This is a genomic window from Shewanella marisflavi, from assembly GCF_002215585.1.
GTDB classification, from domain to species: domain Bacteria; phylum Pseudomonadota; class Gammaproteobacteria; order Enterobacterales; family Shewanellaceae; genus Shewanella; species Shewanella marisflavi.
Window position 1 is genome coordinate 1,429,363 of the sequence record NZ_CP022272.1, and the last position, 14,659, is coordinate 1,444,021.

Sequence of the window (14,659 nt, forward strand, 5' to 3'; positions counted from 1 at the left end):
TTTATACCCTGGTGACAATCACTTTCTAACCCATAGTAAGGCAGAGGCCAACCAGGAGATTATCGGCTGGTTTAATCGGTATTTGTAGCGCCTCTGTTTTTAGAGTCTCTGTTTTTAGAGTCTGTTTTTAGAACCTGTGCTTAGAGACCTTGTATTTAGAATAACTATTTTCGAGAGTTTATGTATAAAGAATTTAGTTTTAAAGAACTTTTTGATGACTCATGTGTAGAAATCTGTCGTTGTATTCTTTTCCCTATCAGATGATGATGTAATTTACAAATTTTTATGAAGTATCTTTAAATAATCAGGTGCCCATTAAAGGTGTGGTTGCAATATTGGTTTGGCGTGAATTTTTACTTAAATTAAAGGTTGAGGTTTTATAGGGGCTGTTTTCGCGATAAATCCAGTGTTGATTTTTTATGCCTTCATTTAAGAGGGGGTATTCACATTGACATTGATTTCATTCAATCCTTTTGAGAATGGAATAATCTATAGCGTTAATGCTGTGTCGGTGGGGTGTTAATGTATTTTCTTGGTTAAAATAGCTGATGCTTATTAAGGTGGTAATTAAGTTTGTGCCATCTTAGGTGGTATTCCTTTTGCATTTTAAAATCTTCTTGCTCAACCAGATTTAGTTATCACTAAATCATCTTAAATGTGGCTATTCCTTTTTGTTCCAGTTTCTATATAAATTCATACCCGCTTGCTCTAAGTTCAGGCATGACCTCTATCTCACTGTTTAATTCTCCCTTACTCCATCTTCATGTGGGTTAATCTTTTTAGTGTTTTAAAACAACCGCTTGATGTGTTATGGCGCACTTTGAATATAGTCGTTTAGGAAATTCATGACCCATACAACACTATTTATCTATGCAAGCTGTTAGGGGAGTTGGTTTGTCAAAACGCCAATGGATTTATCAGTAAATCAGCGTTAATTAATTAAGGTTTTGATGTAGTAAAAAAATCTTATGGATTTTTATAAAAACAAGATCCAGCTCATAAAATGACCAATGCCATTAGTGTAAGTTCAACCCGAATAAGTAACAAAGTTGTTAGCCATTATTTAAAGGTCTCATGAATTATGTCTACTTGGATTGTTTTGTTTTAACGGGCGTTAAATAAGCAGGCTGAAATATATATGACGTCGAGCGTAATAGGTCGGCTTACGACTCGATATATAAAGTAAATGCCGACAATCATAGCCGTTAACTGCGGTTTTAATTTTGGAAAAGACAATCGTTGAATTGAGTCTTTCAGATAAGTGCACCCTAAATAAAAGTGACGCTGTGAGTGACTGTTGTAGGCAGTGTTTTTTTAGCAGCCACTTTATTGAGTGTAACTGATGCTGAGGTAATAAAGACTTAAGCCTGTAATTTAGCGAATGAGTTAAATCCATAATTAAAGGTTAATAAAAATAAAATGGAGAAAGATGATGAGTAACACCAAAGTATCAGGATGCATAGGCTTGCTGGCCTTAATCCTAACGCTTCCGGCAAGCGCCGGAAAACCGATAGACAATGATGGAGATGGCTACAACGCCAATTTAGATTGTAACGACAACAACTCACTCGTCTGGGAGGTCAATTCTTGTGGCGTCTGCGAAGTTGAGCCCTTAAATGGCTGTAATGCTTCCAACCCGCACTCGGATTTGAGTTGGACCGACTACCCGACCGCTTGTATAGACTGCCACGATGGTGGGGTAGCGGGTTCACAGTATGAGGAGATGTTTGGCTCTACCCATTACCAATGGACGGGCGATACACCGGATATGGTTAATCAGGGCGGCACACTGCAAGGTAAGTTGACCAATGCGGTTAACAGCTATTGCATCAATATCGAGGGAGATTGGCCTGTTTGTGGTTCATGTCATGCTGGCCGAGGGGTCAAGCCTGGCGAAGGCGATACCAAAGCCAATGTCGACTGTTTGATGTGCCATAACAAGGATTACGCGCTAAACCGCGTCAGAAAGCCAGACGGCAGTATGGGGCCATCGGATGGTACAGCGCAGGCCACGCTTGATACTTATGTGCAAAATATTGCCGCACCGAGTAGAAGTAACTGTTTGAAGTGCCACGCCTATGCCGGTGGTGGTGATGGGGTGAAGCGTGGAGATATCTCCTCTGCATTGGTTGGCAACTCAGATATGCACTTTGATGTTCATATGAATGTCGCTGGGGCAAATTTGGAGTGTCAGGACTGTCATAAGTTTGAAAGCCACAGAGTGATAGGTAAAGGCTCTGATCTACGTCCGACCGATGATGTTGTTCGCGGTTCTGAAGTGACCTGTAGCAGCGGTACTTGTCACCAAGGTATGGATTCAGGTTCAGGACATGCGAGCTCAGGTCGTCGTGGTGAGCCCGATCGTCACGTGGCCAGAGTGGCTTGTCAGTCTTGCCATATTCCAACCTATGCCAAAGATTTAGGTGATCCTTCACACGTGCCAACAGAGATGCACAGAGACTGGCGTTTCCATCATGACGGTACACCAGCGGATGGTGTGTCAGGCTCAGGTCACCCCCATGTCGATAAGCTGGCAAACCAGACCCCAGAATTTAAGTTCTGGAATCGTAAGAGTGATAACTACTTACTGCATGACTTAGGGGTTATCGATCCTGCTACCGGCCGATACCCAACCTCTCGCCCTATGGGGGATGTGAACGATGGTAAGTTAACGCCATTTAAGTACAAGACCGCGACTCAGCCTATGACGGTTGCCGATGAGCGTATGATTGCCTTGGATACTTTCGAGTACATCAAAGGCTCGGGTGATGCGGTTACTGCAATCGAATCTGGTTTGGTCAACATGGGCTACCCTGTTAATGAACCCTACAAGTGGATAGAAACTGATACCTATCAGGTGATTAACCATGGTGTTAACCCAGCCAGTGATGTTGCGGCTTGTAGCCAGTGTCACGAGGAGACGCTGGATTTAACGACAGACTCTAAGCTAGATGCCTTGGGTTATCGCCTCAAGGGGCCGAAAGAGCAGGTATGTGCCCAGTGCCACGACGGTAGTAAAAACTTACCTCGTACTTGGGATCGCATGCACAATCATATTAATAAGGGCACCACTGGCATAGGTTGTAACTTCTGTCACGATATAGAACGTGTCGAGCGTAACCTATGTGATCCATGCGACTCCTCTTGTTCCATTGAATATGTCGATAACATTGCTTATCCGCATCAGTGTAATTAAATTAAGGTCGTTCAATAGAGAGTAATGAGTAAAAGGCTGGCACTGTGTCAGCCTTTTTTCTGCTGAAGATATTGTGAGTATTTAGCCTAGCCTTAATAGATATGCTGGGTAGATAGCCATGCAGGGCTGTGGTTTGCGCCAGCTTAAAGATTGTCGCCACGCCATCTGCATTTATGCTGCGATTTGAATATGTTATTGCTTTATAATGGATGGCTAAGCTAGAGATCGGATAAATATTGCACGGAGGCAATCATGCTAGGCGCTTCAATTAAACCCAAAATACCTCTGCTATTTCTTGTCAGTGTGTCCGTCTGGTGGGCGTTTTACTATCAGAGTGATGGCCCTTTAAATGATTATGGCGAGGCTAACTTTGAATGGCTCTATCTGCTCGATGCCCTAATCGTCGCGCCGCTATTATGTTTCTTCTGTATTAGAAACAAGAAGGATGCGCTCATTAAGGCGCTAGCGTTGCTTTGTCTTGGGGTATTGCTTGGTAGCTATATTGTGCCGGAGCAAAACAAGTTTATCTGGCATCATCTGGAGCAGGGACGTTATTTGGTCGTTGCCGTCATAGTGCTTTTCGAGCTAGTGGCGATAACGAGTGTTATCTTGGCCATAAGTTCGGCTCTTGGTCAGGGCAGAGATCCTGACCTGGCGATTGACGAGCCTATAACTCGAGTCCTTGGTACAGGTGCAATAGCCAATCTGTTACGTTTTGAGACTCGTATGTGGACCTACGCTCTATTTGCCTCTCGTATCGATAGGCATCATTTTAGCGGCACGCAGCATTTTACCTACCATCAAAAAGAGGGGGCGCAGAGTAATCTACTTGGTTTTATCTTAGTGATCGCCTTTGAGGCACTGCTGATGCACCTGTTGCTGCACTACCTCTGGTCGCCCTTGGCTGCCAACATTATCAGTTTACTAACACTGCTGAGCTTAGTGTTTTTTATTGCAGAATATCGTGCCCTGTCCAGACGGCCCATTTCTCGTTGTCGCAATGAACTCATTATTCGCTGCGGCCTCTCTTCGCCCATGGTGATCCCCCTTAGTAATATATTGCACGTCGCGCCCAACCAAGCCTTTGTTAGGCGATCAAAGCAGATTAAACGCTATAACTATGCTGGTACTCCCAATGTTGAAATCAGTTTAATCAGGCCCATGAAACAAGTAGAAAGGGTGTATCTCGGCGTGGATGACCCTGAGGGGTTTATCTTAGCCATGCAGCCTGAATAACCAAAGTATTCAACACTTTTAATCCATGAGTGGAGAGCTTGTTTGCTAAAGACGGGTCATCTTTCCAATCAATAATAAGTAGCAGTATTAATCTATATATGAGTATTTTTCTAAAATCTGCGCCGTGTTCGGGTGACACAGTGATGCTGCAGGGTTTTCCTGCCTATTTCCTCGCGCCACTGCCCGTGATGTCATCTCCTGGTGCTCCCTTGCTTCCCCCCGAGTTGATTCTGCGCCATGACGAGGTGACTCTGGATATAGGTCAGGGAAAGGCCGACAGGGATATTGCCTTTCAGGTGCGATGCGTCATCGGTTTTCTCTACCTGTTTAGCGCGATTTTTATCGCGGCGGGTCTGCAAGACGGTGAGCTCGAGCGACTGGAAACTATTCTTATCCTAATTGCTCTTTCAATCGGTTTATTGGTGTCTGGGTTGCTGTTTAGCTGGCAGGTGATGCGTCGTCGGCAACGCCCTATGATCCGCTTTAATCGGCAGCGGCGTGAGCTTTGTTATTGGAAGCCTGGTTGTGGCACGCCGCGCTTCGTGCCCTGGGAATCCCTCGTGGCTTATGTCTATGCTGGTGAGGCGCTGGGGGCGACGGCCATAGGTAAACCCATAAAGATGGATGCCCACAGTCTGCGTTTGGCAGAATATAGAGAGCAGGATAGATCGCTGCACTGTTTCTATAAGGGGGAGGGCAACATAATCGTTAACTTTGCCTTGGAAAATTGGGAGGCCATTCGGCGATTTATGGATGAGCCCAAAGAGTGCTGGCTAAGCGTGAAGCCCTTACCCGATAGGCAAAGCTTCCTCAATCGGCGCCGTGGCTTATGGCAGCGCTTTGTGGCTAATCCTAACAAGCGTTGGTTGCATATCAATCTGCGGGGTTACAGTGAGTCCTGGTTAGTCATGGGCTGCTACTATTTGATTCATATGATTTTTTGGTGGCAGGTGCCCTATCTGATCTCTGCTTGGTATTTGCGACTTGCGGTGTTCAGGCCCTGGCCGCAAGCCGTGCAGCAGTGGTGTAAGCCATTACCTGAGCACCAATGGGCTAAACCTAGTGAACAGTATCTAAAGGCGAGAGCGGCGTTTTTAGCCCGGAAAGAGCATCAATAAATGGCTCATAGGATTAAGGAAAGCATTACAAACTAAATAAAAACGCCCGGCATTTGCCGGGCGTTTGTGTAAGCGAACTCTTGTTTGAGCGAACTTGCGGGTCTTAGTTAGCAGACTTGATGAAGTCGACGATCTCCTCGAATGGGATCTCCTGCTTCTCGCCGGTGCGACGATTCTTGTATTCGAATACGCCGTTGTCTATGTTGCGATCGCCAATTACGATGACGTGCGGCAGACCAATAAGCTCCATGTCGGCAAACATCACGCCTGGACGCTCTTTACGGTCGTCGAACAGGACTTCGATACCGGCATCGTGAAGATCGCTATAGAGCTTCTCGGCCATATCTTTAACACGATGTGACTTGTGCATGTTCATCGGCAAGATACCCACCTTGAAAGGTGCGATGGCGTCTGGCCAGATGATGCCACGATCGTCGTGGTTCTGCTCAATGGCTGCGGCCACGATACGGCTCACGCCGACACCGTAACAACCCATCAGCAGAGTTTGTGCCTTACCGTTTTCATCCAGTACGCTGGCGCCCATGGCTTGTGAGTAGTTAGTGCCCAGTTGGAAGATGTGACCCACTTCGATACCGCGTAGCAAGCCGATAGTACCTTGACCACATGGGCTAGGCTCACCTTCGATAACGTTACGCAGATCGGCAACCTCTGCTTGTGGCAGGTCACGTTCCCAGTTGATGCCCACATAGTGCTTACCGTCTTGGTTAGCACCGGCTGCAAAGTCGCTCATCACGTTGACGCTGTGATCCACATACACAGGGATGGTCATGCCTACTGGGCCAAGTGAGCCAGGGCCTGCACCTAAGGCGGCGCGGATCTCAGCTTCGTCGGCCATCTCGAACGGTGAAAGTACCGCATCGAGTTTTTCAACTTTGACTTCGTTCAGTTCATGGTCACCGCGAACGATCACTGCAACCAGTGGTGTGTCTTCGCTGGCACCTTTAACGATAATGGTTTTCACCGTCTTCTCGATGGCGATACCGTGCTGCTCAACCAACTCTTCGATGGTCTTGGCGTTTGGCGTATCAATGACGCTCATTTCCATGGTGGCGGCGCCGCGTGGCTCGGTCGGTATTGGTGCCTCCGCCTTTTCGATATTGGCGGCGTAATCGCTCTCGGTTGAGTAGGCGATCAGGTCTTCACCACTGTTCGCCAGCACGTGGAATTCATGTGACATGCTGCCACCGATAGAGCCAGTGTCGGCCAGTACCGGACGGAAAGCCAGACCCATGCGGCCTAAGATGTTGCTGTAGGCGGTGTACATGGCCTGATAGGTATCATCCATGGTTTCCTGATCCAGATGGAAAGAGTAGGCATCTTTCATCAGGAATTCGCGTGAGCGCATCACACCAAAACGGGGACGGACTTCGTCGCGGAATTTGGTCTGGATCTGATATAGGTTCAGCGGCAACTGCTTGTATGAGTTAACCTCTTTACGAATGATATCTGTGATCACCTCTTCGTGAGTCGGGCCCAGTACGAAGTCGCGGTTATGTCTGTCTTGGAAACGTAGCAGCTCAGGGCCAAATTTTTCCCAACGGCCAGTTTCAACCCAAAGATCTGCCGGTTGCACCATGGGCATTAAGATCTCAACAGCACCTGCATTATTCATCTCTTCGCGAACGATCGCTTCGACTTTGCGCAGCACACGTAAGCCTGTCGGCAACCAGCTGTATAGGCCAGAAGCGTTACGACGTATCATACCGGCGCGTAGCATTAATTGATGACTGATCACCTCAGCGTTTGCCGGGGTCTCTTTTTGTGTTGAAAGCAGGTACTTGCTAACTCGCATTCCCAATATCCACTTGTGTTATGAAATAGGCCGACATTTTAGCACCCTGACGTTTGATGTCACCTAGTTTGTTGGCTCGACGCCGCGGGAGATTTGTGTCGGCCTGTCAGGATGGCAGCCCCATGTTGTCTGTTTATGCCGCAAGCTGGAGGTGATTTATACAAGGCCGAGTTTAGTGAGGTGTGATGAGTCGATATAAAGGTGTGATAAGCCGGCAGAGATGGCCTTTAAGAGCCGCCCCAAGGGGGCGTAGAAACGCGCTCGGTTATTATTGTCCCGAATGCGCGTAATCTAGAGCAATCACCGTGCGCTATTGCCTACCTCAGTGCTCACTTCACAGGTCACCTGGCAAGCAAAACCCGCTTAGATTAAACAGAATTTAACCTGAAACATTAACAGCTCCTAGTGATCAACGCGGATAAATGGCGTAAAGTACTGGGCTTTTCGCAAACTGTCTCTGGCCAGTAAAGTGGCCTGTAAAATGGCCTGTAAAAGGTAGACAAAAAATGGAAGTGATCGCGCAAATCTATCCCGATCGTATCGTGCTAAGTAAAGGCTCGCAGCAAACGGCCCTGTCGCCGAGTGCGCCATTTACGACGAGGCGTTTGCTGGTGGGCAATTTTGCCCCAGCCGAGCAGTGTCTCAAACAAGGGCTGACTGAGCTGGGTTGCCTTGGGCTGTTTAAGCGGCCAAAACTTGTCATCCAGCCGATGGCCATGTGTGAGGGCGGGCTGTCTGAGGTCGAGGAGCGCTGCCTGATGGAGCTTGGCCTGAGCGCCGGCGCCCGTGATGTCAGGATACAGGCTGAGTGATTATGCCAAGTTTCCGGCCAATGGACGCCGGAAAGAGCTGGCTGTATTCACCTGCCATTTAGGACAGTTATTTAGGCCGTTATTTTAAGGCAGTTATTTTAAAGGCAATTGTTTTTAAGGACAGATATTTAAGGATAGCCATGAAAGCAAAATATTTTATCGTCATCGCATTGATCTTAGGGGTCTTAGTGCTAGTGCCCAGACTCGAGACCACCTATCAGAAGGTGACTCTGAGCAATGATAAGGGCGAGACGGTGGAGTGCGAGGTCAACTGGACCGGCCTTGGTTTTGGTGACACGCAATCAGATAGCGACTATCAGCAATGTATTGATGATTATGTTGAGCAGGGATATGTGATCAGTCGTAACGAGAAACGGGTTGAGAAGGTCGGCGCCCAGCTGCTGAGTTTTTAATATTGGCCTTTTCAAATTGCCCCTAAGTACCAGACGCCAGACAAAAAAATGCCAGCCTATTCTAGGGAATAGGCTGGCAAAAGGCTAGCTGGGATCGCTAGTTGCAGTTGATCGCCTCATACAGTTCCTGATACATCATCTCGCGCATCTTGAATTTCTGTATTTTACCGGTCACCGTCATGGGATACTGTTCGACGAACTTGATGTATCTCGGCACCTTGAAGTAGGCAAATTTTTCGGTGAGGAAGTGACGTATTTCCTCTTCGGTGACGCTGGCCCCCGGTTGCACCTTGAGCCAGGCACATACCTCTTCACCATATTTCTCACTCTTGACGCCGAAGATGGCCGCATCTTGCACTTGCGGATGGGTGTAGAGCTTCTCTTCGATCTCCCTTGGGTAGATGTTCTCACCGCCGCGGATGATCATATCCTTGATGCGACCGACAATTTTGACATAGCCTTCGCTGTCCATCTCTCCTAAGTCGCCCGAGTGGAGCCAGCCTTCGGTGTCAATGGTAGCCGCTGTTTTCTCGGCGTCGTTCCAGTAGTATTGCATCACGCAGTAGCCACGGCTGCAGACCTCACCAGGCTGACCAACGGGTAGCACTTCGCCAAACTCATCGACTATCTTCACCTGGGTGTGGGCCAGGGCGCGGCCAACCGTAGTGACGCGTTTTTCCAGTGACGAGCCAATCTCTGTCATATTGTTGATAGGGCTGCACTCTGTCTGACCATAACCGATCAACACCTCTTTCATATACATGAGATCTTGCACCCTGCGCATCACCTCCTCTGGGCAGGTGGCGCCCGCCATAACACCTGTGCGTAGCGTGCTGAGATCGAAGCGTTTAAATTCTGGATGCTCAAGCTGGGCGATAAACATGGTCGGTACACCATGCAGCGCAGTGCAGCCCTCGGCTTCAACCACTTCAAGGGTCGTTAGGGGATCGAAGGAGTCGCTCGGATAGATAGCCGAGGCGCCAACAGAGATGCAAGAAAGGTTACCCAACACCATGCCGAAACAGTGGTACAGGGGCACAGGGATACAGAGCTTATCTTCGAGGCCTAAGCGCATCGCCTTGGCGACCAAGAGCCCGTTATTCAAGATATTGTGATGGCTCAAAGTAGCGCCCTTTGGGCTGCCCGTAGTCCCTGAGGTGAACTGAATATTGATGGCATCGAAAGGAGATAGCTGGGCGGCGGTATCTTTGAGCGCCTTGCGGTCGCTCTCGGTCAGCGGGCGCTTGAGATGGCTAAAATTGAGCATGCCGGGAGACGCCTCATCACCCATACGGATCACAAACTCCAGGCTCGGCAGGTTGGCCGATTCCAGTTGACCCGGTAAGCAGATATTCAGTTCAGGGGCTAGCTCGTAGAGCATGGAGAGATAGTGGCTGGACTTAAACTTTTCGGCGCAGATGATGGCGCGGCAACCCACATTGTTGAGGGCGTATTGCAGCTCCTCTGGGCGATAAGCCGGGTTAATACATACCATGATGGCGCCTATCTTGGCGGTAGCAAATTGGGTCAGACACCACTCGATATTGTTGGGTGACCAGATGCCGACGCGATCCCCTGGTTTTATGCCGATGGCCAGCAGACCCGCGGCCAGTTCGTCGATATGAGACTGGTATTCCTGGTAACTCCAGCGGATCCCTTGATGATGCATGACGATGGCGAGTTGGTCGGGGTGCTTTGCTGCCATCTCATCCAGGTAATGACCTATGGTTTGTTCGATTAGCGGCGTGCTGGTGTCGCCGTTAAATTGGCTCAGTTGTAAGGGAAGTTGGTTTTCAATTGCAGATGTCGTTACAGCAGACATAGAGCCTCCGTGCTTAGGGGGTGTCGATTGTGGTTTGATCACACACTACCCAAAGCCTCGGGGGACTCACAAGTGAAGATTGACCGATATAGACTAAAGAACTAAGGTCGGATAAGTCCGCTAAAGGCCCTGTAAATTGGCCTTTTTTATCAATAAAAACAAGATCAAAACAGGAGGCCTGAGCCTCCTGTTTCACCGTGTCATCTTAATGAGGGGACAGCTGCCAATTTAGCGACCATCTTGGGCGCGGCGGGTCTTAAAGTCCGACGCTTCGAGCCATTTTGGCCAGTCATCATTGTTGGCGAGCTTCTCTAGAATATCGCTGATCAGCGCTAGATCTTGCTCGACGCCACCTAGGGTCCAACTGGGATCATAATCGTCGGCGCCCTGGTGGTACTTGTGGGCGATATAGTCTGGATCTGTATCCCCCAGGCTCATAAACATCAGGCCGGGGACACCTTGTTTGGCCAGGGCGAAATGATCCGAGCGGAACATCAAACCGTTTTGCGGCCGTGGATCGGCCTTAACCCAACGGCCTTGGGCCTTGGCAGCGGCATCTAGATAGTTTTCCAGCTCAGAAACGCCTTCGCCATAGCGCAAGATATAATCGACTTTGTTGCCGACATTCATACCGTCTATGTTGAGGAAGGCAACCAGCTGCTTGGTGGCCACAGGTGCGTTTTCGGCAAAATACTGGGCGCCGATGAGGCCGGTTTCCTCGGCGGTAAAGGCGCTAAACAACATGGAGCGCGCAGGCGGCTGTGTCGCACTTAGAGACTTGAAGTGACGTGCCAGTTGCAATACGCCCGCTACGCCTGAGGCGTTGTCCACCGCGCCATTGTAGATACGGGTCTGATCTTCATGCATCGTCTTGCCTAAGTGATCCCAGTGGGCGTGCATCACCAGCCACTCGTCAGGACGGGTTTTGCCCGGCAGCAGACCGGCCACATTGTAGGAAGTAGCCAGCTCAATCTCATTTTTCAGAGTAAGGTCAGCCTTAAGCTTGAGCGATCGCGGTTTGAAGCCTGGTTTGGCGGCGGTGAGCTTAAGCTTGTCGTAATCTAAGCCCGCGGCGGTGAAGATCTTCTGCGCAACTTCATGTTGGATCCAACCCATCACCCCTATGTGAGAGCGATTCTTCTCCTTGTCCACCAAGGTGTACTTGGTGTTGGTGTTGCTGTTTTGCACTACATTCCAGCCGTAGGCGGCAGGGGCGGTTTCATGGACGATAAATACTGCCTTGGCGCCTTGTCTGGCCGCCTCTTCATATTTGTAGGTCCAGCGGCCATAGTAGGTCATGGCGTTGCCCTTGAAGACCTCTGGGTCCTGCGTAGCAAAGCCGGGGTCATTGACCATGAGGATCACGGTTTTGCCTTTGACATCTATGCCCTGGTAGTCGTTCCAGCCATATTCGGGTGCCTTGATACCGTAGCCAACGAAGACTACCTCGCTGTTATCCAGGCTGAGGCTTGGCTGGATCTGCTCGGTGCGGGCGGTAAAGTCGCTGCCATTGGTAAAGCGCAGATCGCCCACTTTGAGTTGCATATTCTGGTCGGCAGTGATCTTGGCCATCGGGACACTCTGACGGTAGCTATCGCCAAATCCTGGCGCTAAGCCCATCTGTTTAAAGGCATTCTCTAGGTATTCCACCGTGAGGGTTTCGCCCTTGGAGAGTGGGCCGCGGCCTTCAAATTGATCGCTGGCGAGTGTTTTGACATCTTGACGATAGCTTTGCTGGTCGAAGATGAAGGGCGCGGCACTGGCGGCCGGTAGCAGCAACAGGCCGAGTAAGCCCAAGAGGCGTGGGGTATTCACAGACGACTTCCTTTTGTGATGATTGCTTTTTATGTTGTAGTCGTTGCCTGGTTAGGGCAATCGATTGATCATCATATGTGTATCAGAAAGGTAGATGCAAGGGCGGCGGCGATGGCGGGGCAAAGATCTGTTAAGTTTGTTTGCTTGTTCAAAAAATCTGCCTTACCTTCTACCTAATGGCTAGTGTCGATTTGCCATCTTTGGGCGAGTCATGTTTAGTGGATATAAAGGGAATGACGATGAAAGCCTCTCGGGTTAAGGAAAAGAACATGAAAGTTACTATGACCTTGCTGATCGCCAGTCTCAGCTTAGGGCTGATGAGCGGTTGCGCCAGCAATAAATCCCTCGATCAGGCCTTTTACGATGGGGTCAAAAAGCGCGCCGAATCTCGGCCCAATAACCCAGATAATCAGGTCGAAGAGAAGGATTTAGCTGGTGGGGTTGTCAATGTGATTTTCCATGGTGCCGGTAAGCTGATCCATGGTAATTAGCTTGGCACTCTCGGTTTAGGTAATTAGCTTGGCGCTTTGGGTTTAGCTAATTAACTTGGCTATCTTGGTTTACTCATTAGCTAACTCGCCAGGCGTTTATTTCTTATCGCGCCTATCACCTATGATACGAGCGGGATTACCGGCGACAATAGCGAAGTCGGGAACATCTTTGGTGACGATACTCCCCATGCCGATCACGGCGCCGTCGCCTATGGTCACGCCATCGATTATGCCCGCCTGGGCGCCAATCCATACATCTTTGCCTATGACGATTCCCTTAGATTGACTGTTTTGTTGATATATCGGCGTGTCGGGGCGCATGCCATGGTTAAAGGCGTAGATGGTGACATTGTTGGCGATGCGGGTCTGATCGCCAATTACTATCTTGCCGCGACCGCCATCTAAGGAGCAGCCATGATTGATGGCCACCTCATTACCCATAACGATAGGCCCGTGCAGAAAGCTGTCGGCGGCGATCATGCAGCGATTACCTATCTGAATATCCCGGCCCGGTTCGGCAAACAGTTTGGCCTGGGGAGCAATAAAGCACTCCGCTCCTATGCTCACCGTCTCAACGGCCATCAATTGGGTTTGTATCTCCTCTTGCCAGGGCTTGGCCCAGGAGAGGTGTTTAGGCTTTAAGGAGAAGTAGAGCCAAGGCATGTAGGCCAGGCGCTGTTTATGTTGCTCGCGGTAATCGATGGGCGTTTCCATGATTAATCTGCCTGCTCCAATGCCTCAGGTTTTACCGGGCGAATGGCATCGACCAGAATGCCTGTCTCATCCACATGCCAGAGGATATCCAGATCATAGAGGGCTATCTGGTAATCTTTTGGGTCTTCCTTGGCCTTCTTATAGGCTGGGCGGGGATCCTGTGCCAGCACGCCTTCGATGATGGCCTTGAGGTTGGGATACTTATCTTTGGGTAACTTGTCCAGCTGGTGTTGCACGGCCTCAGTAAAGCGCACATGGATCAGCACGGGCGCCTCATGGGCGATACCACCTATGGCGCCTTCGATGGCGTCTGAGAAGGGGATATAGGGTTTGATATCCAGAATCGGTGTGCCGTCCAGTAGATCCATGGCGGAGATCTCAAGTTCCACCTTGCCTTTGCGCTGATGGATAGCGTGCAGTTTGACCACAGACTGGCCGATACCGTTGGGGCGGAAGGTGGAGCGGGTGGCAAACACCCCTAGCTTCTCGTTGCCGCCTAAGCGTGGTGGCCTAACTGTGGTTTTCCAGCCTTGGCTGAGGTTTTCATGAAAGGTAAACAGCAGCCAGATGTGAGAGTACTGCGACAGGCCGCGCACCGTATCTATGTGGTTATATGGTGGCTGCAGTTCAACGAAGCCGCGGGCGGCAGTAACCAGTCCTGGCTGTCTGGGAATGCCAAATTTCTGTTTGTAAGGGGTGCGGCAGATGGCCACCGCCTCAACTTCACGTTTGAGTGTCATGGTAAAGACTTCTGTTTACGCTAATGCGCAGGGCGATAAAAAACTACTTCTCTGTGGTGGGCAGCAAGATGGCCTGACCGACACACAGCGCCTGGGTGACACAGGTATTGCCCGGCTGTTCGACTAAGGTGCAGCCCTTGATGATAAGCCCGTTAGCCCCTTTATCTGCGGCGGCGCGGCGTGCTTGAGTTCGCGCGTCACTGATAGAGGCTGGCACATCTTGAGTACGCACCTGACATGACTCGCCTTCGACCATGCCTTTGAGTTCGTATGAGCCCTTAGGTAGCGTCTCTTGATACAACTTGACCTCGCCAACCTTAAAGTAGTCATTGATGGCCTTGCCATCTAAATTGCTGTTGAAGGTGTATTCGCCCGCACAGCCACTCAGTAGCAGGGCAGATAGGATCAGGGCGGTCTTTGTCATGGTATTGGCCTGTGTTATGAGGTGAGCTCAAATCTGGCCGAAATAACCAGCCAGATTTGAGTCGC

Annotated in this window: 12 protein-coding genes; 6 read left to right on the plus strand and 6 right to left on the minus strand. The window is 49.6% G+C overall.

The annotated features are described in order from the left end of the window. Positions 1–1,429 precede the first annotated feature (1,429 nt). From CFF01_RS06320 to CFF01_RS06330, 3 genes are all read left to right on the plus strand, one after another. Positions 1,430–3,196: a hypothetical protein gene (locus CFF01_RS06320; protein ID WP_232479515.1), complete on the plus strand. Its 1,767-nt coding sequence runs from the start codon at positions 1,430–1,432 to the stop codon at positions 3,194–3,196. Between the two features lie 252 nt (positions 3,197–3,448). Continuing rightward, positions 3,449–4,432 carry a hypothetical protein gene (locus CFF01_RS06325; RefSeq protein ID WP_088904239.1) on the plus strand — a complete coding sequence of 328 codons (984 nt, stop codon included), beginning with the start codon at positions 3,449–3,451 and terminating at the stop codon, positions 4,430–4,432. A gap of 98 nt (positions 4,433–4,530) precedes the next feature. After that, complete coding sequence (locus CFF01_RS06330; RefSeq protein WP_157704955.1) at positions 4,531–5,550, plus strand: hypothetical protein; 1,020 nt, start codon at positions 4,531–4,533, stop codon at positions 5,548–5,550. Between the two features lie 103 nt (positions 5,551–5,653). On the opposite strand, the gene CFF01_RS06335 is transcribed toward CFF01_RS06330, so the two are convergent. Next, the gene (locus CFF01_RS06335) at positions 5,654–7,363 is read right to left on the minus strand and encodes a proline--tRNA ligase (protein WP_088904241.1); all 1,710 of its coding nucleotides are present in this window, start codon (positions 7,361–7,363) and stop codon (positions 5,654–5,656) included. Between the two features lie 506 nt (positions 7,364–7,869). On the opposite strand from CFF01_RS06335, the gene CFF01_RS06340 reads away from it, so the two are divergent. Both CFF01_RS06340 and CFF01_RS06345 read left to right on the plus strand, forming a co-directional pair. Beyond that, positions 7,870–8,175, plus strand: a complete 306-nt coding sequence (locus CFF01_RS06340; protein WP_033537589.1) for a hypothetical protein — start codon at positions 7,870–7,872, stop codon at positions 8,173–8,175. 140 nt (positions 8,176–8,315) lie between these two features. Beyond that, a complete protein-coding gene (locus tag CFF01_RS06345; protein ID WP_088904242.1) occupies positions 8,316–8,588 on the plus strand; it encodes a hypothetical protein in 273 nt (90 codons plus the stop codon). Positions 8,589–8,685: 97 nt separating this feature from the next. Here the strand turns inward: CFF01_RS06345 and CFF01_RS06350 are convergent, their stop codons facing one another. Beyond that, entirely contained in the window at positions 8,686–10,410 is a 1,725-nt protein-coding gene (locus CFF01_RS06350; protein ID WP_088904243.1) for an AMP-binding protein, read from the minus strand. 228 nt (positions 10,411–10,638) lie between these two features. Beyond that, positions 10,639–12,192, minus strand: a complete 1,554-nt coding sequence (locus tag CFF01_RS06355) for a M28 family metallopeptidase (RefSeq protein ID WP_232479549.1) — start codon at positions 12,190–12,192, stop codon at positions 10,639–10,641. A 302-nt stretch (positions 12,193–12,494) separates the two neighbouring features. Here CFF01_RS06355 and CFF01_RS06360 point away from each other — a divergent pair, with 302 nt between their 5' ends. After that, positions 12,495–12,716, plus strand: a complete 222-nt coding sequence (locus CFF01_RS06360) for a hypothetical protein (RefSeq protein ID WP_088904245.1) — start codon at positions 12,495–12,497, stop codon at positions 12,714–12,716. 96 nt (positions 12,717–12,812) lie between these two features. On the opposite strand, the gene CFF01_RS06365 is transcribed toward CFF01_RS06360, so the two are convergent. The 3 genes from CFF01_RS06365 to rcsF are packed head-to-tail and all read right to left on the minus strand — an operon-like array spanning position 12,813 to position 14,594. Next, complete coding sequence (locus CFF01_RS06365) at positions 12,813–13,430, minus strand: acyltransferase (RefSeq protein WP_088904246.1); 618 nt, start codon at positions 13,428–13,430, stop codon at positions 12,813–12,815. A 2-nt stretch (positions 13,431–13,432) separates the two neighbouring features. After that, positions 13,433–14,170 carry a tRNA (N6-threonylcarbamoyladenosine(37)-N6)-methyltransferase TrmO gene (gene tsaA / locus CFF01_RS06370; RefSeq protein WP_088904247.1) on the minus strand — a complete coding sequence of 246 codons (738 nt, stop codon included), beginning with the start codon at positions 14,168–14,170 and terminating at the stop codon, positions 13,433–13,435. Positions 14,171–14,213: 43 nt separating this feature from the next. Beyond that, positions 14,214–14,594 (minus strand): Rcs stress response system protein RcsF, encoded by a 381-nt coding sequence (rcsF, locus tag CFF01_RS06375; RefSeq protein WP_033537596.1) that lies wholly within the window; start codon positions 14,592–14,594, stop codon positions 14,214–14,216. Between the last annotated feature and the right edge of the window lie 65 nt (positions 14,595–14,659).